This window comes from Amycolatopsis sp. NPDC024027, from assembly GCF_040638975.1.
In the GTDB taxonomy this organism is placed as follows: Bacteria; Actinomycetota; Actinomycetes; order Mycobacteriales; family Pseudonocardiaceae; genus Amycolatopsis.
Genome location: NZ_JBEZYY010000029.1, coordinates 89,423 through 111,608, shown reverse-complemented (window position 1 = coordinate 111,608; position 22,186 = coordinate 89,423). Strand labels below are relative to the sequence as shown.

Genomic DNA, 22,186 nt, shown 5'->3' with positions numbered 1-22,186 from the left:
CCCGGAGACCCCCCGGCAGCTCGCGACGGCGCGCCCGGCGAGCCCCGGCCTGCGCAGCGGCCCCCGCCGCGGCGCCGCCCTGGGGGCGCCGGCCGGCCGGCGGCCCGCCACGACCCGCGCGCGCGTCGGCGGGCGGTGCACCTCGCCGCGGCGACCGCGCAGGACGCGCACGGGACGGAGGGGCGCCGGGACCGGGGTCGCCGGGCGAACGTGTCCGCGTTCGGCCAGAATGGACATCCGAACCTCCTCGAAACCCTGTGTCCGCCCGTTTCCCGGGCCGCAGCGGCCCGTGGATCAAGGTCGAACAGGCGTTCTATCGAACGCCCGTGCGAAGGTCTACCACCTGCCACCGACAAAATCGAGCGGACACGGCGTGTCGATCGAACAGATGTTTGAAATCGCCGTGCCCGGGGGCTAACGTCGGTGACCAGGGCATCTGCCGGGCAGATGCCGCCCGGCGAGGCTGCCCGCACCCCGCGGGCGGCGGCCGGCGCGCAGAAACGTGCAGCGAACGTCTGGGAGGCGACGCAGTGGCGAAGGAGAACAAGGCGGGCAGGACCAGTGGGTCCCCCGGTGGCTCGGGCAAGGTGCACACCATGCCCGAGGTGTACGACGTGGACGACGCCCTCACCGTCCGCCAGCAGCAGGTGCTCGACGTGATCCGCTCGTGGGTGAGCCGGTTCGGCTACCCGCCGAGCGTCCGCGAAATCGGCGAGGCGGTCGGGCTGACCTCGACGTCGTCGGTTTCGCACCAGCTGCGCGCCCTGCAGCGCAAGGGCTACCTGCGCCGGGACGCGAACCGCCCGCGCGCGGTCGGCGTCCTCTCGGCGACCGACGACAACCCCATGGGCATCGAGATGGACCAGCAGCCGGTCATGCCGAAGGCGGCGTACGTGCCGCTGGTCGGCCGGATCGCCGCCGGTGGCCCGGTGCTGGCCGAGCAGGCCATCGAGGACGTTTTCCCGCTGCCGCGGGAGATCGTCGGCGAGGGCGAGCTGTTCCTGCTGAAGGTCACCGGTGACTCGATGATCGACGCGGCCATCACCGACGGCGACTGGGTCGTCGTCCGCCAGCAGCCGGAGGCGGACAACGGCGAGATCGTCGCGGCGATGATCGACGGCGAAGCGACGGTGAAGACGTTCAAGCGCAAGAACGGCCACATCTGGTTGATGCCGCACAACGAGGCGTACGAGCCGATCCCCGGTGACGACGCCACGGTGCTCGGCAAGGTCGTCGCCGTGCTGCGCAGGCTTTAGAAGGGTGCTTCCGGGCTTTCGCACGGCCCGGAAGATTCACCGGATCGGATGATCTTCGGCCGTGGGGAGCCGAAGGTCAGCGGCGGGCCCGGCGGCGCAGCTTGCTGAAGCCGAACCAGCCGAGACCGACCACCGCGACCGTGATCCCGGCGGCAGGCAGGATGGGGAGCCCGGCCCCGTCCTCCGCCGAGCCGGCTGACGCGCCGGCGCCGGTCGAGGTCGTCCCCTCCGCCGGTGCGACGGACTGCGCGGCCGATGCCGCCGCGCCCCGCACCGTGCGGAGGGGCTGGCCCACGCCTTCGCTGCCGGAGATCAACGTTCCGTCCGGGTCGAACGCGATCGCCTCGCCCTGCTTCTCGCCCGGCAGCGGGATCCGCACCGGATTGCGCTGGAGCGCCGCGAGTACATCGCCGTCCGGAGCCGCGTACACGTACGCGTCCGTGTAGGTCCGCAACGCGATGACGCTGCCATCGGCCATCGAAGCGCCGCCCGTCACCAGGACCGAGCCGATCGAGCCCACCGGGCCGCCCTGGGTGTCCGTCGTGGCGATCTTGACCGTGCCGACCTTCTCCAGGTTGGTCGGGCCCGGGCTCGCCAGGGGTCCCGACGGCCGGTAGACGCGGGCCTCGCCGAGGACGTCCTTCGTGATCAGGTACGGCGTGCCCGCCTTGTCCATGATCAGCGCTTCGGTGTCGTGCTGGCCGTCCGGGTAGGTGAGCCGGTGCAGCGTGACCTTGCCCTGCGGGCTCATCTCCAGCAGGGCGACGGTCAGCCGGCCCTTCTGGTTGTCGCCGGTGTCGGACAGCCACAGCGTTCCGTCGGGGGTGCGGGCCAGGTCCTCGACGTCGAACGGGTCGGTCTTGTCCGTGAGGACCTTCTGGACCTTGCAGTCCCGGCCCAGCACGAACACTTGAATCTTGCTGCCGCCGTCGTTGATCGCCCACAACTGCTTGCCGTCGGAGACCAGGCCGGACAGCTCGCCGATCCGGGAATCCTTCATCGTGCACAGCGGCTCCGGAGCCGCCGGGGCCGCCGAAGCCGGGATGGGCCCGCTGAACAGGCCCAAGAACACCGCCGCAAACGCGACCACCCAGCGCACCCAGCCACCTCCGTAGTGTGCGACCCCTGTGGATCGCACACTACGGAGACGTCTCAGGCCCTGGTCGAGTTGGTCTCGAACTCGCGCAAAGCCGCCGCGAGGTCCGGGCGGACCCGCACCAGCAGGCGCGTGCCGTCCTCGGCGTGCTCCTCTTCGAGGACCTCGCCGTCCGCGTGCGCCCGCGCGACCAGCTCACCGCGCGAGTACGGCACCAGGACGTCGACCGTGACCTCCGGCCGCGGCAGGCGGTCGGCGATCACCTCGACGAGCTCCGGGATGCCCGTCCCGGTCCGGGCCGAGACCTGGACCGACCCGGCCAGTGCGTGCCGCAGCCGGGCCAGGCTGACGTCGTCGGACGCGTCGACCTTGTTGATCACCAGCAGCTCCGGCGGGAGCGGCTCCTTGCGCTTGCGCGTGATCTCGCCGAGCACCTCGCGCACCGCGCTGACCTGCTCTTCGGGCGCCGGGTCGGACCCGTCCACCACGTGCACGAGCAGGTCCGCGTCGGCGGCTTCCTCCAGCGTCGAGCGGAACGCGTCCACCAGCTGGTGCGGCAGGTGCCGCACGAACCCGACGGTGTCGGTCAGCGTGTAGCCGCGGCCGTCCGGCGTCTGCGCGCGCCGCGTGGTCGGGTCGAGGGTGGCGAACAGCGCGTCCTCCACCAGCACCCCGGCCCCGGTCAGCGCGTTGAGCAGGCTGGACTTGCCGGCGTTGGTGTAGCCGACGATCGCCACGCTGGGCACCTCGTTGGCCAGCCGCCGCCCGCGCTTGGTCTCGCGGATGGTGTCCATGGCCGCGATCTCCCGGCGCAGCTTCGCCACGCGCTTGTTGATCCGCCGCCGGTCCGTCTCGAGCTTGGTCTCACCGGGACCGCGCAGGCCCACGCCGCCGTTCGCGCCGCCGGCACGGCCACCGGCCTGCCGGGACAGCGACGCACCCCAGCCGCGCAGCCGCGGGATCAGGTACTGCAGCTGGGCCAGCTCGACCTGCGCCTTGCCCTCTTTCGACCGGGCGTGCTGGGCGAAGATGTCGAGGATCAGGGCGGTCCGGTCGATGACCTTGACCTTGACCTTTTCCTCGAGCTGCCGCAGCTGGCCCGGCGAGAGCTCGCCGTCGCAGATCACGGTGTCGGCGCCGGTGGAGCCGACGATGTCCCGCAGCTCCCGCACCTTGCCCGAGCCGATGTAGGTGGCCGGGTCCGGCTTGGTCCGCCGCTGGATGAGGCCTTCGAGGACCTCCGAGCCCGCCGTCTCGGCCAGGCGCGCCAGCTCGGCCAGCGACGCCTCGGACTGCAGGGCCGTGCCCTCGGTCCACACGCCGACCAGCACGACGCGCTCGAGCCGCAGTTGCCGGTACTCGACCTCGGTGACGTCGTCCAGCTCCGTGGACAGTCCCCTGACCCGGCGCAGCGACGCCCGGTCTTCGAGCTCCATTTCGCCTGTCGACGGATCGCCGTCGTACAGGTCGTCGTCGTGGTCTTCGGTGTGTGTCAGTTCTGTCATCGTGCCTCCATGTTCCCACGATTCGCCGCGGGAACCGAACTTTTACGTGCTGGGATAGGTGGCGAGGTAGACCGCGGTGCGCTCGGCGCCGGGACGGCGGGGGCGCGCCCGGAACTCCTCGAGCAGAGCGTTGAGCCGCGTTTGCAGCTCCGCCCGCTCCTCGGGGGCCACCTGGACGACCAGGCGCGACTGGTGCACGCCCTCGAATCCGGTCTCGGCGATCTCGGCCAGATAGGCCTCGAGAACCGCCTGTTCCACGCCCTTGTCACCGCATGAGTCGAGTGTCCACGAAAGCCCCGTCGAAAGATACGGAATTTCCCGGGCGCCCCGGGTCCCGCGGCGCGGCGGCTGCGCGGCGAGGAAGCCCGTCTCGACGAGTTTGCGCACGTGGTGCAGCGTCGTCGCCGGATCACGGCCCAGCCGCTGGGCCAGCTCCTTGTTCGTCAGCGCCTCCGAGAAGGTCAACCGGATGATGCGCAGCCGTATTCCGGAGGCCAGGGCGGCCGCCTCGGCTTCGGTCGCGGCACGTCGTTTCGCAGGGAGCACGGCGTACAGCCTAGAGCGAACAGTGATTGACACTTTCCAATCACTCGCGGCACACTCGTCGCCATGTCCAGGGGGTCACTGTTCTTCCACGCCGACTTCAGGCGGCTTTGGGCCGGCGACACGGCCAGCCAGTTCGGCACCGCCGTCGGGTACACCGCCATCCCGCTGCTCGCCGCGGTGACCCTGGCGGCGACGCCGTTCGAGATGGGCCTGCTGACCGCGGCCCAGACGCTCGCGTTCCTGCTGATCGGGCTGCCCGCGGGCGTGTGGGTGGACCGCATGCGCCGCCGCCGGGTCATGCTCACCGCCGACTTCGTCCGCTTCGCCCTCCTGCTGAGCGTGCCGCTCGCCTGGTGGGCCGGCGTGCTGACGCTCGCCCAGCTGATCGTCGTCGTGCTGTTCGTCGGCGTGGCGACGGTCTTCTTCGACATCGCCTACCAGTCGTACCTGCCTTCGCTCGTCGGGCGGGAGCACCTCCTGGAGGGCAACGCGAAGCTGCAGGCGGTCCAATCGGTCGCCCAGGTCGCCGGGCCGAGCGGCGCGGGCGTGCTGGTCCAGCTGATCAGCGCGGCCAGCACGGTGCTCGTCACCGCCTTCGGCTACCTGACGTCGGCGCTGTGCCTGCTGCGGATCCGCGCGGCCGAGCCGGCGCCGGAACCCACCGGGCACCTGCGCCTGAAGCAGCAGATCGCGGAAGGGCTGCGGTTCGTCTTCTCCGACAAGCCGTTGCGGTCGAGCGTGGCGTGCACGGCGACGGCGAACCTCTTCGGCGGCGCGTTCGTGGCGGTCCAGGTGCTGTTCTTCACGCGCACCGTCGGGCTGTCCCCCGCCCTGGTCGGGGTGATGCTCGCCGTCGGCGGCGCGGGCGGCGTCCTCGGCGCGGTCTTCTCCGGCGCGCTGACCCGCCGGATCGGGCACGCCCGCACGATCTGGCTGGTCCCGCTGCTGTCCTGGCCCGCACACCTGCTGCTCCCCTGGACCGGCGCGGACTGGCGGCTCGTGCTCGCCGCGTCCGGCGAGGTCGTCTACGGGTTCGGGGTGATCGTCTACAACGTCGCGCAGGTTTCCTATCGTCAGGCGATCTGCCCCGACCGGCTGCTGGGCCGGATGAACGCGAGCGTCCGGTTCCTCGTCTGGGGCACGCTGCCGCTCGGCGGCCTGCTGGGCGGTGCGCTCGGCGAAGGTCTCGGGCTGCGCGGGGCGATCTGGGTCGCGGCCGCCGGGGAGGCGGCCGCCGCGCTGTGGGTGGTCTGCTCACCGCTGCGGCACATGCGCGACCTGCCGACCGAGGCGAAAAGCGGTTCCGGCGCCGCCTAGAGTTGGTTCATGAGTACCCCATACGAGCGCCCGAGAGTCCCGGACAAGGTCGGTGTCGACGGTCTGGAGGCCAAGTGGGTACCCGTATGGGAATCCACGGGTGCCTACCGCTTCGACCGGACGAAGACCCGGGACGAGGTCTACTCGATCGACACTCCCCCGCCGACGGTCAGCGGGTCGCTGCACATCGGGCACGTGTTCTCCTTCACCCAGACCGACGTCCTCGCGCGGTTCAAGCGGATGCGCGGGCTCGAGGTCTTCTACCCGATGGGGTGGGACGACAACGGCCTGCCGACCGAACGCCGGGTGCAGAACCACTTCGGCGTCCGCTGCGAGCCGTCGCTGCCGTACGACCCGGAGTTCCGGCCGCCGGAGAAGCCGGGCAAGGACGTCGTGGCGATCTCGCGCCGGAACTTCGTCGAGCTGTGCGAATCCCTGACCGTGACCGACGAGCAGGTCTTCGAGCAGCTGTGGCGGCAGCTCGGGCTCTCGGTCGACTGGACGATGTCCTACCAGACGATCGGGCACGACTCGCGGCTGATTTCGCAGCGCGCGTTCCTGCGCAACCTCGAGCGCGGCGAGGCCTACCAGGCCGAAGCGCCGACGCTCTGGGACGTGTCGTTCCGGACCGCCGTCGCCCAGGCCGAACTGGAGGACCGCGAACGCCCCGGTTCCTTCCACGACCTCGCGTTCACCGGACCGGACGGTGCCGACGTCGTGATCGCGACGACCCGGCCGGAGCTGCTGCCCGCGTGCGTCGCCCTGGTGGCGCACCCCGATGACGAACGGTTCAAGCCGCTCTTCGGGAAGTCCGTGCGGACGCCGGTGTTCGGCGTCGAGGTGCTCGTCGTGGCGCATCACCTCGCGGATCCGGAGAAGGGCCGCGGGATCGCGATGGTGTGCACGTTCGGCGACACCACCGACGTCACGTGGTGGCGCGAGCTGCGGCTGGCCACGCGGGTGGTGCTGGGGCGTGACGGCCGCTTCCTGCCGGACGCGCCGCACGACGTGCCGGGGGACGCCTACGCGCCGCTGGTGGGCAAGACCGTCCACACGGGACGCGAGGTCATGGTCCGCCTGCTGCGCGAGGCCGGGGCCCTGCGCGGGGAACCGCGGCCGATCACGCACTCGGTGAAGTTCTACGAGAAGGGCGACAAGCCCCTGGAGATCGTCGCCAGCCGGCAGTGGTACCTGCGCAACGGCGGGAACGACGCCTCCTTTCGGGAGAAGATGCTCGCCCGCGGCGAAGAGCTGAACTGGGTGCCGAAGCACATGCGCGTCCGGTACTCGTCGTGGGTGGAGAACCTGGCCGGGGACTGGCTGATCAGCCGGCAGCGGTTCTTCGGCGTGCCGATCCCGCTGTGGTACCGGCTCGACGCGAACGGCGAGCCGGACTACGACGCGCGCCTGCTTCCGGACACCCTGCCGGTGGACCCGAGCAGCGACGTCCCGCCGGGGTTCACCGAGGAGCAGCGCGGCGTGCCGGGCGGGTTCGCCGCCGATCCCGACGTGATGGACACCTGGGCGACGTCGTCGCTGACGCCGCAGATCGTCGGCCGGTGGAGCATCGACGACGACCTGTTCTCCCGCGTGTTCCCGATGGACCTGCGGCCGCAGGCGCACGAGATCATCCGCACCTGGCTGTTCTCGACGGCGGTGCGCGCCGAACTGGAGCACGGCGTGCTGCCGTGGCGGGAGACGTCGATCGCGGGCTGGGTGCTCGACCCCGACCGCAAGAAGATGTCGAAGTCCAAGGGCAACGCGACCACCCCGGTGGACCTGCTGGAGCGGTTCGGCTCGGACGCGGTCCGCTACTGGGCGGCGAGCGCGCGCCCGGGCGTCGACACGTCGGTGGACGAAGGCCAGATGAAGGTCGGGCGGCGGCTGGCGACGAAGCTGCTCAACGCGAGCCGGTTCGTGCTGGGTCTCGGTGTGCCGATGCCCGGCGCGGTCGCCACCGAGCCGCTGGACCGGGCGCTGCTGGCCTCGCTGGCCGTCGTCACCGAGCAGGCGACGGCGGCGCTGGAGACGCTGGACTACGCGCGAGCGCTGCAGGTGACCGAGACGTTCTTCTGGACGTTCTGCGACGACTACGTCGAGCTGGTGAAGGGCCGCGCGTACGGGGACCGCGGTCCCGACGCGGCCCAGTCCGCGCGAGCGGCGCTCGTGACGGCGCTCTCGGCCCTGCTGCGGCTGTTCGCGCCGTTCCTGCCGTTCGCGACCGAGGAGGTCTGGTCGTGGTGGCAGGAGGGATCGGTGCACCGGGCCGTGTGGCCTCCGGCGGCGGCGTCCGACGGTGACCCGGAGCTGCTTCCGCTGGCCGGCGCGGTGATCGCGGCGGTCCGCCGGGCGAAGACGGACGCGAAGGTGTCGATGCGGTCCGCCGTCGAGACGCTCACCGTGACCGGACCGGCCGAGGTGCTGGAGCGGTTCACGGCCATCGAGCCGGACATCCGCACCGCGGGCGCGATCTCGTCGGTGGAGACGCGCGAAGGCGGCTTCGCGGTCGAGGCCAAGGTCTGACGGGGGTGGGCCGCCCCGGTCACGAACCGGCGGCGGCCCACCAGGCTTCGTCGAGCTCGCCGCGCGCCACGATCTCGGCGGGCCCGGACAGCGTCGACGCGCCGCGGGACACCGTCACCTCGACGCGGCCACCCGGGATGTCCACTGTGGACGCGCCGGTGTCGGTGCCCGCCAGGTGGAACGCGGCCGCCACCGCGGCGACCGTGCCCGTGCCGCACGCCCGCGTCTCGCCCACCCCGCGCTCGTGCACGCGCATCCGCAGCGCGCCTTCGCCGAGGCAGTTGATGAACTCGAGGTTCACGCCGTGGGGGAACACGTCGTGGTCGAAGTCGGGTTGTTCACGCAGGTCGAGCCCGGCCACGTCGTCGTCGAGCAGCGAGACCAGGTGCGGGTTGCCGACGTCGACCGCCACGCCGGAGAACGGGCGGCCGGCCACCACCGTGACCGACGTCCCGGTGATCGTCGCCGGTCCCATGTGGACGGTCACCGAGCGGTCCGGGTGCACCACCACCGGGCGGTCGCCCGCGCGGGTGCCGACGACGAACTCGCCCTCGGCGGCCAGGCCCGACTCGACCAGGTAGCGGGCGAACACGCGCACGCCGTTGCCGCACATCTCCGCGATCGACCCGTCGGCGTTGCGGTAGTCCATGAACCACTCGCCCGCGGACGGCTCGCCGAGCTCGGCGGCGCGCACGACGCGCAGCACGCCGTCGGCCCCGAGGCCGCGCCGGCGATCGCACAACGCGGCGACCCTGGCCTCGGTCAGCTCGAGGCGGCCCGCCGGGTCGGGGAGCAGCACGAAGTCGTTCTGTGTGCCGTGCCCCTTGAGGAACTCGATACCGCCCATAGGGGCAAGATTACCGGGCCAGGGTATCCAGGACGCGCGCGGCCAGCCCGGGATCGGCGCCGTCGAACCAGTGGATCCGCTGGTCGCGCCGGAACCAGGACCGTTGCTTGCGGACGAAGCGCCGGGTGGCCTGCGCCGTCGCGGCGGCGGCCGCCTCGAAGTCGCCGTCGCCGTCCAGTTCGGCGAGCACCTGCTGGTACCCGAGCGCCCGCGCCGCCGTCTTCCCCTCGCGCAGGCCCTGCTTCTCGAGCTCGCGCACTTCGTCGACCAGCCCGGCGGCGAACATCCGCTCCACGCGCTCGTTGACGCGCTCGTCGAGCTCCTCGGGCGCCCGGTCGACGCCGATGACGACCGTGCCGTAGCGGGCGGGCCCCGGCTTCGGCAGGTTCGCCGAGAAGGGTTCGCCGGTGATCTCGATGACCTCGAGGGCGCGCACGATCCGGCGCGTGTTGGTCGGCAGGATCTTGGCGGCGGCCACCGGATCGCGCTCACCCAGCCGGGTGTACAACGCGGGCGTGCCGAGCTGCTCGGCTTCCGCGTCGAGCCGGGCCCGGACGGCCGGGTCGGTACCCGGGAAGCGCAGGTCGTCGAGCACGGCCTGGACGTAGAGGCCGGACCCGCCGGCCAGCACCGGGACCCGGCCGCCGGCCAGCAGCCGCTCGATCTCCGCCCGCGCGTGCCGCTGGTAGGCCGCGACGGACGCCGTCTCGGTCACGTCCAGGACGTCGAGCAGGTGGTGGGGGACGCCCCGGCGCTCGGCCTCGGTGGCCTTGGCGGTGCCGATGTCCATGCCCCGGTAGAGCTGCATCGCGTCGGCGTTGACGACCTCGCCGCCGAGCGCGCGGGCCAGGTCCACGGCCAGCGCGGTCTTGCCGGTGGCCGTCGGCCCGACCACCGCGACCGGGACGGCGGGGCTGTTCACGGCGGCTGACGATACCTGCGGGCCGACACGGAGCGTCCACCGGAAGTAGGATCACGAGCTTCGAGTGGCCCATCCAGTACCACGGTGCGCGCTGAGCTGCTTGAATGCCGCGTGGGGCCGTAGCATCCGAGCACGGCCCGTGACGACCGCATTACCCGGCCCCGCTTCGCGGCGGGGCGCCCGCAACCGCGGGCGTACAGGCGATAAGGAGCCTGCGATGGCCCAGGAGAACACTTCCACCGGTACCCCGGCCCCGCACCCGGTGCCGCACGCGCTGCACGCCGGGCACGCCGCCCCGCCCGTGCCGCCCGCCGAACCCACCCCGTCGACCTGGGGCCGGATCGACGACGAGGGCACGGTCTACGTCGTCACCGCCGAGGGCGAGCGCGCCGTCGGCGTCTGGCAGGCAGGCACCCCCGACGAGGGCCTGGTGCACTACGCACGCCGCTTCGACGACCTGCGCACCGAGGTCGAGCTGCTGGAGACCCGGCTGATCTCCGGGGCCGGCGACCCGAAGCACGCGCTGTCGAGTGCCACCCAGATCCGGGACGGGCTGCCCGAGGCCGCCGTGGTCGGCGACCTGGCCGCGCTCGCCGCCCGGCTGGAGTACGTCATCGGGCACGCGGAGAAGGCGCTGGCCAGCGCGAAGGCGGAGCGCGAGGAGGCCCGCGCCGCGGCGATCGCCCGCAAGCAGGAGCTGGCCGAGGAGGCCGAGAAGATCGCGGCCGACTCCACCCAGTGGAAGGCGGCGGGCGACCGGCTGCGCACGATCCTGGACGAGTGGAAGACGGTCAAGGGCGTCGACCGCAAGACCGACGACGAGCTGTGGAAGCGGTTCTCGAAGGCCCGCGAAGCGTTCAACCGCCGCCGCGGGTCCCACTTCGCCGAGCTGGACAAGCAGCGCGCGTCGGCCAAGCAGCGCAAGGAAGAGCTGATCGCCGAAGCCGAGGCCATCAGCGAGTCCGAGGACTGGGGCGAGACGGCGGGTCGCTACAAGGACCTGATGACCGAGTGGAAGGCGGCCGGCCGGGCGCCGAAGGACAGCGACGAGGCCCTGTGGCAGCGCTTCCGCGCGGCCCAGGACAAGTTCTTCGCCCGCCGGTCCGCGGTGTTCTCCGAGCGCGACGCGGAGTTCACGCAGAACGCGACACGCAAGGAAGAGCTGCTGGTCGAGGCGGAGAAGATCGACGCGGCGGCCAACCTGGAGGCGGCGAAGAGTGCGCTGCGCCGCATCCAGGAGCAGTGGGACGAGATCGGCAAGGTCCCCCGCGAGCGCATCCGCGAGCTGGACGGCCGGTTGAAGGCGGTCCAGGACGCGGTCAAGTCGGCGGAGGATTCGCGCTGGCGGAAGACGGACCCGGAGGCCCAGGCCCGCGCGGCCCAGTTCCGCGAGCGCGTGGAGCAGTACGAGACCCAGGCGGCGAAGGCCCGGGCGGCCGGGGATGAGCGGCGGGCCAAGAAGGCGGATGAGCAGGCGGCTCAGTGGCGCGAGTGGCTGCAGGCCGCGGAGGCGGCTGTTGCGGACCGGTGAGGTTTGTGGGTGTTGAGGTTTGTGGCGCTGAGGTTTGTGGGCGCTGATCGCTGAGGTTCGCGGTCAGCTGAGGTCGGTTTTTCGCGGAGGCCCTTCTTGCCGGCTGTTGTGGCTGGCGAGGGGGCCTTTGCGGTTTGCCCACAGGGTCATCGTGATGTGGACAAGGTGGCCGCTCAGGCGCGTTTCCGGGCGGTTCTGACGGTGGCCACCGATACGCTGGAAGCGGGGGCAGCCCCCAGGGAGGGCGGGCCGTGCCGCCGGGCCGAGCCGAGCCGAGCGAGCCAAGCAGGGCGGAGCGGAGCCGGGCCGCGCGAGCCAAGCCGCACCGCGCCGCGCGAGCCAAGCCGGGCGGAGCCGAGCCGGGCCATGCCGGGCCGGGCCGGGCCGGGCCAAACAGGGCGGAGCGGAGCCGGGCCGCGCGAGCCAAGCCGAACCGCGCCAAGCAGGGCTGGGCCGGCCTGCGCCGAGCCGGGTCTCGCTAGGCAAGCCCGCAGAGCTGAACAGAGCCACGCCGGGCGAGCCAGGGCAAGCCAAGCCAGGCGGAGCCCATCCGCGCTGCGCAGGGCGAGCCAAGCCGACTGCGCCCAGCCTCGCCAGGCGGAACCGAACCGCGCCTCCCCTGGCCAGGCCGAACCACGCCAGGCCGAGCCTGGCCGCTGAGCCGTGCAGGGCCACCGTTGCGCAAGCCGGCCCACCCGAAGGGGTTCGGTCACCGCCCCGACCGGGGGTTACCGCGCGCTTTCCAGCCGACCCGGTGCTGCACTTCGATCATGACCAGGACATCCCACAACACCGGCCGGATCCTCTCCGCGCTGGTGATCAGCGTCGCCCTCGGCGGGCTCTGCCCCGCGCTCGCCGCCCCGGCCGGGGCCGCTCCGCTCTCCTCCGGGGTCGAAGCCGGCAAGGGGAAGGTGAAGGTCGAGGGGAAGCTCGGCAAGGACCACGTCAAGGTCAACGAGAAGGTCGACCTCAAGGGCAACCTGCAGGTGCTCGACGCGGCCCGCTCCGAACAGACCGTCGAAACCGTCATCGTGCAGCAGCTGCAGGCCGGTGCTTGGGTGAACATCGCCGACACCACCTGCCGGCCGAACGGCGGCTTCTTCTTCAACCTCAGCTTCAGCGTGAGCGCCACCGTCTCGCTGCGGCTCTACCACCCCGAGACGACCCTCTACGCCGCCGCGTACTCGGCGAGCACCCTCACCCTGCGCGTCGGCTGATCCCGGTCCCCGCCGGTTCTCAAGACCGTGAGAACGCCGTGCGCATCCACTGGACCGCGAGGCAGATCATCGCGATCCAGGCGATCACCATGCCGAGCCCCGGGCCGCCGCCCGCGGAGCCCGGGGCGTGGGATGACTGCTGGGACCAGATCGCCAGCAGCCCGTCCACCGAGGCGAACCAGCCGCCCGCCGCGCAGACCCAGGCCAGCCACCAGCGCCGCGTCACCAGGGCCAGTGCCGAGCCCAGGATGCCCACGCCCGTCGACGTCGCCGCGAACAGCTGGGGGATGCCGCCGCCCTCGCCGGCCAGGACCTGCCAGCCCGCGTGGTCGCCCACCCACGGCAGGATCAGGCAGATCAGCAGCACGAACGCGAACACCGCGATGGTGAACCCGCGGCGGCCCAGCTCCACCGTGCGGGACGCGCGCTTGCCCGCCTCGTCGATCTCGGCCGCCAGCTCGGCCAGTTCGCCGTTGCCACGGGACTCGGTCACAGCGCACACCCACTCACCGGTTCGGGCTGGGCGGCCGGGGCACCGAAGCCCGGCAGGCCCAGCGTGACGCCGCTCGTCTTCGGCCGGAGCCCGGCCTCCGCGTTGTCGCCGGCGCGCGTCCGCCGGTGGGACAGCAGGTCGCCGTCGGCCACCAGGTGGTGCGGTGCGCCGTAGGTGACGACCGTCTCGACGACGTCTCCGGGGCGGACAGCGCGGTCGACGTGGGCGCCGGCCGGGGTGAAGTGCACCAGCCGCCCGTCGCGGGCGCGGCCGCTCATCCGGTGCGTCTCGGCGTCCTTGCGGCCCTCGCCCGCGGCGACGAGCAGCTCGACGCGGCGGCCGACGATCTTCTTGTTCTCTTCCCAGGAGATCGCGTTCTGCAGCTCGACCAGGCGTTCGTAGCGCTCCTGCACGACCTCCTTCGGCAGCTGGCCGTCCATCGTCGCGGCCGGCGTGCCCGGGCGCTTCGAGTACTGGAAGGTGAACGCGCTGGAGAAGCGGGCCTGCGCGACGACGTCCAGGGTCGCCTGGAAGTCCTCCTCGGTCTCGCCCGGGAAGCCGACGATGATGTCGGTGGTGATCGCCGCGTCCGGCATGGCCGCGCGGACCTCGTCGAGGATGTTCAAGAAGCGCGCCGAGCGGTAGGACCGCTTCATCTCGCGCAGCACCCGGTCGGACCCGGACTGCAGCGGCATGTGCAGCTGGTGGCAGATGTTCGGGGTCGCGGCCATCGCGTCGATGACGTCGGAGGTGAAGGCGGCCGGGTGCGGCGAGGTGAACCGGACGCGCTCGAGGCCGTCGACGGTGCCGCACGCGCGCAGCAGCTTGCCGAACGCCAGCCTGTCACCGAATTCGACGCCGTAGGAGTTGACGTTCTGGCCGAGCAGGGTGACCTCGAGCACGCCCTCGGCGACGAGCGCCTCGACCTCGGCGAGGATCTCGCCGGGCCGCCGGTCGCGTTCCTTGCCGCGCAGGGCGGGCACGATGCAGAAGGTGCAGGTGTTGTTGCAGCCGACCGAAACGGACACCCAGCTCGCGTAGGACGATTCGCGGCGCGCGGGCAGCGTCGAGGGGAAGGTCTCGAGCGATTCGAGGATCTCGACCTCGGCCTCGGCGTTGTGCCGGGCCCGCTCGAGCAGCGTGGGCAGCGCCCCGATGTTGTGGGTGCCGAACACGACGTCGACCCACGGCGCCCGCTTGACGATCTCCCCGCGGTCCTTCTGCGCGAGGCACCCGCCGACGGCGATCTGCAGGTCGGGGTTCGCGATCTTGTCGGGGCGCAGGTGCCCGAGGGTGCCGTACAGCTTGTTGTCCGCGTTCTCCCGGACGGCACAGGTGTTGAACACGATCAGGTCCGGCTTGGCCCCGGCGGTGGCCGGAACGTAGCCGGCGTCCTCGAGCTGCCCGGCGAGCCGCTCGGAGTCGTGCACGTTCATCTGGCAGCCGAAGGTGCGGATCTGGTACGCCCTGGGTGCCTGGTTCTCGGTCATCGTGGTTCAGGGTAACCCTCGCCTGACCAGCGACAGCTCCCACCCGCCCGACCGTTGCCGGGCACCGCGCCCCGGGCCGACCGCGGGCCGGGGGCTTCACCGCCCGTCCGTCGCGGACGAGGACAGCACGATGGGCCAGCGACGTTTCGGCTTGGTCAGCCAGTGCCACCAAGCCTCGGCCGCCCCGCCGAGCCCGGCCACCTCGATGCGGCCGGCCGCCAGCTCGGGACTCGGCCCGCACGACCGGGCCAAGTCCCGGGCGTCGCGGTCCAGGCGACCGCGCAGGCGGTGGTGGCGGGTGGGGAGCCGTCCGGCGGCGATCATCCGGGCGAGGTGCACGAGCACCCGTGCCGCAGTGGGCCCCGCTCTGAGCTGGCGGTGGGCCGCATCCACGAGCGCGCTTGCGACGAACTCGGGCGGCAGCGTGCGGGCCAGCCGATCCGCCAGCGCCGAGAGCTCGGCTTGCGACGGGGAACCGCCGAGCAGCAGGGTCAGCTGCAGCTCAGCGGACAACCGGGTCGGCGTACCCGGGTGACGGCGGGACAGCACCTCCCCGACCGGCCCGCAGGGGGTCGTCTCCACGAGGTCGCACACCTGCTTCGTGAGGGGGTTGCGGAACCGCGGGGCCGACATCGCTTCGTCGATCACGCCTTCCAGCGCGGCCCGCACGACGTCCGCCCACTTGCGGCTCCGCCGGCCGTCACCCGGCAGGCATCCCGCGAGCAGCGTCAGGCGTTCCCCGTCGGCCAAGCGATCCGCGTAGGAGGCCAAGAACTCGTAGCCGGCATCCGGCTCGAGCTCTCGCAGAACACCGGTGGCGAAAGCCGGCACCGCCTCGACATCGATCGAACCGAGCAGCTCGCGCAGCGGCTCCACCCGGCGCAGGTGCGGTGCCGCCGCCTGTCCGAGCTCGGGCTCGGCGCTCACCAGTGCGCCCAAGTCGATCACCTGGGTGGTCCGGCGCAGCACCTGCGCGAGGATCCGGCCGCGAACGGCGCGGCCGAGACCGGTCCCGGTCAGGCTGAGCTGAGGATCGCGAGCGGCCTCGGCCGCGAGCCCGTTCAGCACTTCGTCGTCGCAGGTGCGGGGATCGCGCAGGCCCTTCAGCACGGCCACCGCGCCGGGCGCGTCCAGCTTCATCGGCGCTTGCCGGACGGCCCATTTGCGGCACAGCGCGACGCAGACAGCGGTCACCAGCGCCGGTGATTCGGTCTCGAGCCGGTGGAGCGTCGACGTGAGAGCCCGAGTGTCCTGGCCGGCGAGGATTTCGGTCGCCACCTCGTCGCCCAGTTTCTCCACGCACCCGCCGGTGCACGCCTGGCCGAGAGCCGGCCAATGCAGCGCCTCCCCGGCGACGATGGCGCGCGCCAAAGCGGTCACACCGCGCTCGACACGGGCCAGCTGGGTGATCCCCGGCGCTGACGCCAACGCCGTACGCAGCTTCGCCCTGTCGATGTCGCCGTCCACCAGCAGGCTGTGGAAGGCGATCACCGAATCGGCGAGCGCGCCGAAATCCATGCCGCGGCCGGCATCCGGCACGACCGACCGTCCGATCGAGGTCGCGGCCCGATCGACCCGCGCCGGCGACACGACGATCCGCGCGGCCTCGGCCGCGTCGGTGTCGCGGTGCGGCGAACCGAAGACGAGTGAGGCGGGCGGCGGCTGGCTGGCCGGGTCCATCCCGACGATCTCGAACCGAGCCGCGGTATCCAATGACTCGTAGCTGGAGAACGAGATGTCGTCGGCGAGCCACGGCACCCGTTCGGCCAGCGCCGCCACGATAGCGACCGCCACGTCCGGCGATTGCCTGATCGCCACCGGCCGCCCCCGGCGCGCCGTGAAAAGCGCGGCTGCCAGGAGTTCGGGCGTTTCCGCGAGGTCGAGGCTTCCCGGCTCGATCTCGGAAAGCGTGACTCTCGGCAGTACCGGGTCCGGTGCCTGAGCTCCGGTCCACCACCAAGGCGAGCGGAAGCGGGTGAGCAGCTCCCGGGCAGGCAGCATCGTCCGGGGCCCGGCGACGACGTGGGCGGCGAAGTTGCCGGGCCTGCCGAAGGCATCGGTACCGGTGTAGGCCTTGTGGAAGACGTACCTCGTGTCGTCACGGTCGGTCCAGCCGAAGGAGACCGGCGCTTCGCCTCGATCGCGGGCGCCGGTGGGGGCTCGATACCGGCAGAGTTCGAGTGCCTCGCTCCGGCGGCGGTTCGTCTTGTCGAGCAGCGCCGGGGTCGCCGCCACCACCTGGAACCCGAGCCTGTTCTCGGTGCCGTGCCGGGCCCAGGTGAACCACAGCTGCTCGAGCTGCGCGTCCGTCATGTGCCGACGATCGGAGAGAGGTGATCGAGGACGTTGACCAGGGGCTCGAGGCACCGGATGGGGTCGGGAGGCCCGTCGAGCGTCCCGTCCGGCCGTGGGGTCCGGCCGAGTGCGCTGACGGCGTTGTAGGACACCTTCGCCATTCGCCTGGTGGCGGAGAGGAGGTCGTGGGCACCGAGCTCGGTCAGCACCTCGCGGACCTGCCGGCCGATCTGGTCCATTTCGGCGTTCCACCCGGCCCAGCCGGCGGCGCGATGCCGGGCGAAGAGCAGGTCTTCGCGCCCGAGTGCGGTCGCCAGGACGTCCGATTTGGACAGTGTCACCGCGATGGGAACTCGCGCCCGTGCCTCTTCGGCGAGGTCGGACACGTACGCCGCGAGCAGGTTCGCCTGGTTCGGCTGCCGTACCGCGGCGTCCGGAAGGTGCTTCATCGCGGTGCGCACGCGCGGGAAGGACATCGGGTCCACGAGGAAGATCACGCCGTCCGCCCGCCGCACGAACGACGCCGCGTGGGCGCGGCTCGCCCGATCCATGAGCACCTCGCCCGAGACGTCGTGGAAGAGCAGCAGGCAGGGCTTCTGCCCCTCGTAGGTGACCTGGAAGACCAACGGGACAGCTTGGCCGTTGAGGGTCGGTTCGAGCACCGCGCTCTCTTCGAACACCGGCGCGAAGTAGTCGGTGTCGAAGCGTTTGGCGGTCGCCTCGTCCGGCAGGAACTCGACGCAGTTGTGGTCGACCAGGCCTTGCGGGGTGTAAGCCTCGTTCATCATGCTGGTCAGGTAGTGCGACTTGCCCGCACTGTGGGTGCCGACGACCGCGATCACGTAGATCTCGCGATCGTCGATCCCCTCCGGCAAGGGGTGGTTGCACCCGAGGCACAGCCGTGCGGGCAGGTCCTCCGGGGCCGCGACTTCGGCGGGGTGCGCGAGGACCCGCGGGTAGAAGTGCTTGCGCATCCAGTTCACCGTGCCCGCCGACGCGGCTCCCGGCGGCGGGGCCAGCACCGGGTACCGCGACCGGTCCGCCTCCAGCCACCCGCGAATCCGCGTTCCCGACGGCATCACGCCGTCTTTGGCTTCGGCGATGGTGTAGGGGTTGGTCCCGACGATCGGCAGCTCGCCCAGCATGGAGACCTTGCCGCAGTACGGGCATTTCCGGCGATCAGACGGACTGGCCACGGCTGTCCCCTTCGGTCCGCCTCGGCCGGGCCCCGGGTGACGACTCGGCCACCTCGACCGGCCGCGCTCGCAGCTTGACGGAAATCATCGCGCCGAGCCTGCCCGGCCGCGGCTGCTTTCCCGGCTCGTACTTCAGCACCACGTAGAGAAGAATGCCGACGACGAAAGATATGTTCGGGATCGCGGACGCGCCGAGTGCGAGCCCGTTCGCCTTCACGGCAACCGCGTAGATCGCCGCGAATTGCGTCGCCGCCAGGGTGCCGACAAATGCCATCACCCGGATCGCCAGATTTTCGCTACGCCGCACCGAATAGCTCAGATACCGGCCGATGACCACCCCGAAGGTGGCGGGGACCGCGGCTCCCGCCACCTTCGACAGCGTGCCGGCAAGATCGGTGTTCGACAGGGCGTTGACGGTGAACTCGGCGAACCCGAGGCCCGCCGCCTGCGCGCCGAGCACCACCATGGCCCCGCAGAACAACGCACTGGCCCGGATCGCGCGCTCCAGCGCGTTGTCCGTCCGAAATGTCACCAGCACACTCGAAGCGATGAAGACCAACATCGAGCCGAGCAGCATCACGTGCAGGAGGATATTCAGGAAAGTGGCCAAGAAGTCTCGCCTCCACTCGTTTTGTCGAGCTAGGGATCGCGACCCCTTGAACCACTGTTACCGCCTTCACTCGATCAGCCTATTTCGCATTCTTGGTGCCGGTGATTTTCGCCCTTGTTCGCGCGACATCGAGACGAACGAGTGACGAGCCCGGTCGAGGGAACCCCGCGCTCTCCCCCATGGAGCCGCAGAGGTGCCGCGGCGCCGGGCAGCGTCACGCTCGGGGTCGACCAGCGGCCGAGCCCGGCCGCGTTGCCGCCGGCGGCGATCGGACCGGCCAAAGCGACCCCTTACCTCCGGGCGCCAGGGCGACTTCTCGACGAAATGCGCGCCCTCCTTACTTCGGCTGAAAGAACTCGAGCAATCGACGGCTCGCGTCCGGGGACATCAGCAACTCCTGCATGCCCGCCGACATCCGGGCCGCCGCCTCCGTGCGCTCGAACATCTCCTTCTCGTACTCCGCCACCGCCGTGCCGAAATCGGCCGGGTGGGCGGCCAGGGCCAGGGCGAGGAGGGCGCCGTCCAGGAGGGCCATGTTTGCTCCCTCTCCCACCGGGGGCATCAAGTGCGCCGCGTCGCCGATCAGGGTGACCGTCGGGGATGATGGCCAGGTCAGACCGGGCGGGAGCGTCGCCAGCGATCGGGGCACGAACGTGTCGTCGGCTGCGGCGATCAGGGCCGTGATGCGGGGGTCCCAGCCGGCCAGGAGCTCGATCAGCCGGGCGCGGGCCGCGGGCGGGTTGTCGAACGGGATGCCGCTCGTGGCGAACCAGTCTTCGCCCGTGTTGTAAAAGCTGATGCCGATGCGGACGCAACCGTCGCCGTTGCGCTGGGCGGCCAGGGACTTGCCGTCGCCGAACACCCAGTAGTTGCCGCGCCCGACCATGGCCGCCAGGTCGGGGTGGGTGCGGTCGATGTCGGAGATCGCCAGCTCGACCGCGTTCTGGCCGAGGTGCTCCGGGCGGGCGTCGGTGAGCAGGCCCCGGACCCGGGAATTCGCGCCGTCGGCTCCGACCAGCAGGTCGTAACGCGCACTGGTGCCGTCGGTGAAATGCAGGACGCCCTCTTCGGCGTGGTCGAACGCGTGCCCCCAGCGGACCGTTCGCTCGGGAAGCGCGTCGAGCAGCAGGTTGCGCAGGTCGGTGCGGTCGATCTCGGGCCGCGCCATCGGGGCGTCTTCGGGCGTGTCCTCCTGGAGCAGCAGGGTGCCGTCCGGCTCCAGGAGCCGCATGTCCTGCCCCTCCCGGCGGGCGACCGCCAAGAACCGGTCGAGCAGACCGGCTTCGCGCAGCGCCCGCTGCCCGGAATGGATGTCGAGCATGCCGCCCTGGCGGCGGGCGCCGCGCGAAGCGTCACGTTCGTACACGACGGCCTCGATGCCGTGCACGTGCAGGACCCGGGCGAGCGCCAGGCCGCCCATGCCGGCCCCCACGATGGCGATGGTCATGATTCCCCCTCTGATACGCCGTACGTCTCGATACAGCGTATCGCAGGAGCCGATGTATTGTCACGCCCATGTTGGTGTGGGAACGACCGGAGCCGGCGAACCGGCCGGCGCCGGCCCCGCTGAGCCGGGACCTGATCGTCCGGACAGCGGTCGAACTGGCCGATGAAGCCGGCCTGGACGCGGTGTCGTTGCGCAAGATCGCCGCCGCGCTGGACGTCGGGCCGATGCGGCTGTACGGCTACATCGACACGAAGGACGAGCTGCTCGACCTGATGGTCGACGCCGTCCACGCCGAGATCCGGCCGGCCGGCGAGGGGTGGCGGGAAGTGCTGACGTCGGTGGCCGAGGCCACCCGGCAAGCGGTGTACCGGCACGAGTGGTTCGCCGACCTGATCGGCGGCCGGCCCCAGCTCGGCCCGAACGCGCTGGCCCGGGGCGAGGCGGTGCTGGCCGCGCTGGACGGTGTCGACGTGGACGTGGTCATGCCGGTGGCCGCCGCCGTCGACGCGTACGTGATCGGCGCGGTCCGCCGGGAAATCGCCGAACGGCGGGCCGAGCGCGCCAGCGGGATGGACCAGCGGCAGTGGCAGCACACCCACGGGCCCTACCTGGTGCGGATGTTCGCCACCGGCCGGTTCCCCGCGCTGGAGACGGTCGTCCGCGACGCCGCCCACCTCGACGCCGACGAGACCTTCCGCCTCGGCCTCGGCTTCCTCCTCGACGGCATCGGGGCGGGCATCGGGGCGAGCATCGGGGCAGACACCGCCGCCGAGTAGCTACTCCCCGGCCCCGGTCAGCATGGCGACCATGCCGTGCGGGGCGTCGTCGCCGAACATGATCGCGTAGACGTCGACGTCCTCCGCTTCCGCCGCGGCACGCGCGAACATCGCCCGCTCGAACCCGGCCAGCGCCGTCTCCACGTCACCGGGGTGGGCAGCCAGGGCCTGGCCGAGTTCGGCACCGTCCAGCATGGCCAGGTTGGCCCCTTCGCCGTTCGGCGGCATCAGGTGGGCCGCGTCGCCGAGCAGGGTCACCCCCGGCACGCGGTCCCAGCGGTGCCCGGCCGGCAGGGTGGCGAGGCGGCGCAGCACCGGCGGGGTGTCGCTTTCGGTGATCAACGCGGTCAGCTCGGGGGCCCAGCCGGCGAACTCCTCGGCGACCCGCGCCGTCACGGTGGCCGCGTCGGCCCCGGCCAGCCAGTCCTCGGGCTTGAACAGCTGCGCGTACGTGTGCAGCGTCCCGCCGCTTTCCCGGTGCGCGACGAACCCCTTGCCGGGTGCCAACGCGTAGAGCGCGCCCGCGCCGACCACCTTCGCGACGGCGGGGTGGCGGACGTCGCCGTCGAAGAGGAACGTCTCGACGACCGACACGCCGACGTACTCCGGGGTGGCCGCGGAGACGAGCGGACGGACTTTCGACCACGCGCCGTCCGCGCCCACCAGCAGGCTCGTGCCGAAGCTGGTGCCGTCGGCCAGGCGCACCTCGTGGCCGCCGTCGCCACGGGCCCGCACCCCGGTGACCTTGTGTCCCCAGTGGACGGTGCCGGGCGGCAGCGAGTCGAGCAGCAGCTGCCGCAGCTCGCCGCGCTGCACTTCGGGACGTTCGCCGGTGCCGTCGTCGGGCTGGTCGAGCAGCACGGTGCCGTGGCGGTCGGCCACGCGCGAAGACTCCCGGCCCGGCAGGACGAGCTTCCGGAACCCGTCGGTCAGGCCGGCCGCCTCGAGCGCCGGCTGGCCGTTCCACGGGTGGATGTCGAGCATGCCGCCCTGGCGGCGGGCGGCCGGGGAGGCGTCGGCCTCGTGCACCTCGACCGGGATGCCGTGCAGGTGCAGGACGCGAGCCAGGACGAGCCCGCCGAGGCCGGCTCCGATGATCGTGACAGTCATGGTTTTCCT

General features: G+C 71.8%; 18 protein-coding genes and 1 pseudogene. 6 read left to right on the top strand and 13 right to left on the bottom strand.

The window, feature by feature from the left end; translation table 11 throughout:
• A pseudogene (locus AB0F52_RS44795) lies at positions 1-237 on the bottom strand (hypothetical protein); the annotation flags it as partial.
• A gap of 359 nt (positions 238-596) precedes the next feature.
• Here AB0F52_RS44795 and lexA point away from each other — a divergent pair.
• Complete coding sequence (lexA, locus tag AB0F52_RS44790; protein ID WP_360184468.1) at positions 597-1,256, top strand: transcriptional repressor LexA; 660 nt, start codon at positions 597-599, stop codon at positions 1,254-1,256.
• A gap of 76 nt (positions 1,257-1,332) precedes the next feature.
• Here the strand turns inward: lexA and AB0F52_RS44785 are convergent, their stop codons facing one another.
• From AB0F52_RS44785 to AB0F52_RS44775, 3 genes are read right to left on the bottom strand one after another with little or no spacing between them, the layout of a single operon-like run.
• Positions 1,333-2,355, bottom strand: coding sequence for an esterase-like activity of phytase family protein (locus tag AB0F52_RS44785; protein ID WP_360184466.1), 1,023 nt, complete (start codon positions 2,353-2,355; stop codon positions 1,333-1,335).
• 53 nt (positions 2,356-2,408) lie between these two features.
• Complete coding sequence (hflX, locus tag AB0F52_RS44780; RefSeq protein WP_360184463.1) at positions 2,409-3,857, bottom strand: GTPase HflX; 1,449 nt, start codon at positions 3,855-3,857, stop codon at positions 2,409-2,411.
• A 42-nt stretch (positions 3,858-3,899) separates the two neighbouring features.
• On the bottom strand, positions 3,900-4,403 hold the full coding sequence (locus AB0F52_RS44775) for a winged helix-turn-helix domain-containing protein (protein ID WP_360184461.1): 504 nt from the start codon (positions 4,401-4,403) through the stop codon (positions 3,900-3,902).
• Positions 4,404-4,466: 63 nt separating this feature from the next.
• Between AB0F52_RS44775 and AB0F52_RS44770 the strand changes: the two genes are divergently transcribed.
• Positions 4,467-5,720: an MFS transporter gene (locus AB0F52_RS44770; RefSeq protein ID WP_360184458.1), complete on the top strand. Its 1,254-nt coding sequence runs from the start codon at positions 4,467-4,469 to the stop codon at positions 5,718-5,720.
• A gap of 9 nt (positions 5,721-5,729) precedes the next feature.
• Positions 5,730-8,243, top strand: a complete 2,514-nt coding sequence (gene valS / locus AB0F52_RS44765; RefSeq protein ID WP_360184455.1) for a valine--tRNA ligase — start codon at positions 5,730-5,732, stop codon at positions 8,241-8,243.
• 19 nt (positions 8,244-8,262) lie between these two features.
• Here the strand turns inward: valS and dapF are convergent, their stop codons facing one another.
• Positions 8,263-9,090, bottom strand: a complete 828-nt coding sequence (dapF, locus tag AB0F52_RS44760; protein ID WP_360184453.1) for a diaminopimelate epimerase — start codon at positions 9,088-9,090, stop codon at positions 8,263-8,265.
• A gap of 10 nt (positions 9,091-9,100) precedes the next feature.
• Positions 9,101-10,012: a tRNA (adenosine(37)-N6)-dimethylallyltransferase MiaA gene (gene miaA, locus AB0F52_RS44755; protein WP_360184450.1), complete on the bottom strand. Its 912-nt coding sequence runs from the start codon at positions 10,010-10,012 to the stop codon at positions 9,101-9,103.
• 217 nt (positions 10,013-10,229) lie between these two features.
• Between miaA and AB0F52_RS44750 the strand changes: the two genes are divergently transcribed.
• Complete coding sequence (locus AB0F52_RS44750) at positions 10,230-11,543, top strand: DUF349 domain-containing protein (RefSeq protein ID WP_360184447.1); 1,314 nt, start codon at positions 10,230-10,232, stop codon at positions 11,541-11,543.
• Positions 11,544-12,313: 770 nt separating this feature from the next.
• The gene (locus tag AB0F52_RS44745; protein ID WP_360184445.1) at positions 12,314-12,760 is read left to right on the top strand and encodes a hypothetical protein; all 447 of its coding nucleotides are present in this window, start codon (positions 12,314-12,316) and stop codon (positions 12,758-12,760) included.
• Positions 12,761-12,779: 19 nt separating this feature from the next.
• On the opposite strand, the gene AB0F52_RS44740 is transcribed toward AB0F52_RS44745, so the two are convergent.
• From AB0F52_RS44740 to AB0F52_RS44715, 6 genes are all read right to left on the bottom strand, one after another.
• Positions 12,780-13,253 (bottom strand): hypothetical protein, encoded by a 474-nt coding sequence (locus AB0F52_RS44740; RefSeq protein WP_103342810.1) that lies wholly within the window; start codon positions 13,251-13,253, stop codon positions 12,780-12,782.
• The gene (gene miaB / locus AB0F52_RS44735) at positions 13,250-14,743 is read right to left on the bottom strand and encodes a tRNA (N6-isopentenyl adenosine(37)-C2)-methylthiotransferase MiaB (RefSeq protein WP_360184442.1); all 1,494 of its coding nucleotides are present in this window, start codon (positions 14,741-14,743) and stop codon (positions 13,250-13,252) included. Before miaB ends, AB0F52_RS44740 begins: the two co-directional genes overlap by 4 nt.
• Before the next feature lie 96 nt (positions 14,744-14,839).
• A complete protein-coding gene (locus tag AB0F52_RS44730) occupies positions 14,840-17,056 on the bottom strand; it encodes a hypothetical protein (protein WP_360184440.1) in 2,217 nt (738 codons plus the stop codon).
• The gene (locus tag AB0F52_RS44725) at positions 17,053-18,234 is read right to left on the bottom strand and encodes a hypothetical protein (protein ID WP_360184437.1); all 1,182 of its coding nucleotides are present in this window, start codon (positions 18,232-18,234) and stop codon (positions 17,053-17,055) included. The genes AB0F52_RS44730 and AB0F52_RS44725 overlap by 4 nt, the downstream gene beginning before the upstream one ends.
• Entirely contained in the window at positions 18,218-18,844 is a 627-nt protein-coding gene (locus tag AB0F52_RS44720) for a hypothetical protein (RefSeq protein ID WP_360184434.1), read from the bottom strand. The genes AB0F52_RS44725 and AB0F52_RS44720 overlap by 17 nt, the downstream gene beginning before the upstream one ends.
• A gap of 337 nt (positions 18,845-19,181) precedes the next feature.
• Complete coding sequence (locus AB0F52_RS44715; protein ID WP_360184431.1) at positions 19,182-20,291, bottom strand: NAD(P)/FAD-dependent oxidoreductase; 1,110 nt, start codon at positions 20,289-20,291, stop codon at positions 19,182-19,184.
• 68 nt (positions 20,292-20,359) lie between these two features.
• On the opposite strand from AB0F52_RS44715, the gene AB0F52_RS44710 reads away from it, so the two are divergent.
• Positions 20,360-21,067 (top strand): TetR/AcrR family transcriptional regulator C-terminal domain-containing protein, encoded by a 708-nt coding sequence (locus AB0F52_RS44710; protein WP_360184429.1) that lies wholly within the window; start codon positions 20,360-20,362, stop codon positions 21,065-21,067.
• On the opposite strand, the gene AB0F52_RS44705 is transcribed toward AB0F52_RS44710, so the two are convergent.
• Positions 21,068-22,177: an NAD(P)/FAD-dependent oxidoreductase gene (locus tag AB0F52_RS44705; protein WP_360184427.1), complete on the bottom strand. Its 1,110-nt coding sequence runs from the start codon at positions 22,175-22,177 to the stop codon at positions 21,068-21,070.
• Between the last annotated feature and the right edge of the window lie 9 nt (positions 22,178-22,186).

What these genes read in the sequence shown, in the direction of transcription:
- lexA (WP_360184468.1), top strand. Translation starts at nt 597, where the DNA reads ATGCCCGAGGTGTACGACGTGGACGACGCCCTCACCGTCCGCCAGCAG.
- hflX (WP_360184463.1), bottom strand. Translation starts at nt 3,857, where the DNA reads ATGACAGAACTGACACACACCGAAGACCACGACGACGACCTGTACGAC.
- AB0F52_RS44770 (WP_360184458.1), top strand. Translation starts at nt 4,467, where the DNA reads ATGTCCAGGGGGTCACTGTTCTTCCACGCCGACTTCAGGCGGCTTTGG.
- valS (WP_360184455.1), top strand. Translation starts at nt 5,730, where the DNA reads ATGAGTACCCCATACGAGCGCCCGAGAGTCCCGGACAAGGTCGGTGTC.
- dapF (WP_360184453.1), bottom strand. Translation starts at nt 9,090, where the DNA reads ATGGGCGGTATCGAGTTCCTCAAGGGGCACGGCACACAGAACGACTTC.
- AB0F52_RS44750 (WP_360184447.1), top strand. Translation starts at nt 10,230, where the DNA reads ATGGCCCAGGAGAACACTTCCACCGGTACCCCGGCCCCGCACCCGGTG.
- AB0F52_RS44745 (WP_360184445.1), top strand. Translation starts at nt 12,314, where the DNA reads ATGACCAGGACATCCCACAACACCGGCCGGATCCTCTCCGCGCTGGTG.
- miaB (WP_360184442.1), bottom strand. Translation starts at nt 14,743, where the DNA reads ATGACCGAGAACCAGGCACCCAGGGCGTACCAGATCCGCACCTTCGGC.
- AB0F52_RS44730 (WP_360184440.1), bottom strand. Translation starts at nt 17,056, where the DNA reads ATGACGGACGCGCAGCTCGAGCAGCTGTGGTTCACCTGGGCCCGGCAC.
- AB0F52_RS44715 (WP_360184431.1), bottom strand. Translation starts at nt 20,291, where the DNA reads ATGACCATCGCCATCGTGGGGGCCGGCATGGGCGGCCTGGCGCTCGCC.
- AB0F52_RS44710 (WP_360184429.1), top strand. Translation starts at nt 20,360, where the DNA reads ATGTTGGTGTGGGAACGACCGGAGCCGGCGAACCGGCCGGCGCCGGCC.
- AB0F52_RS44705 (WP_360184427.1), bottom strand. Translation starts at nt 22,177, where the DNA reads ATGACTGTCACGATCATCGGAGCCGGCCTCGGCGGGCTCGTCCTGGCT.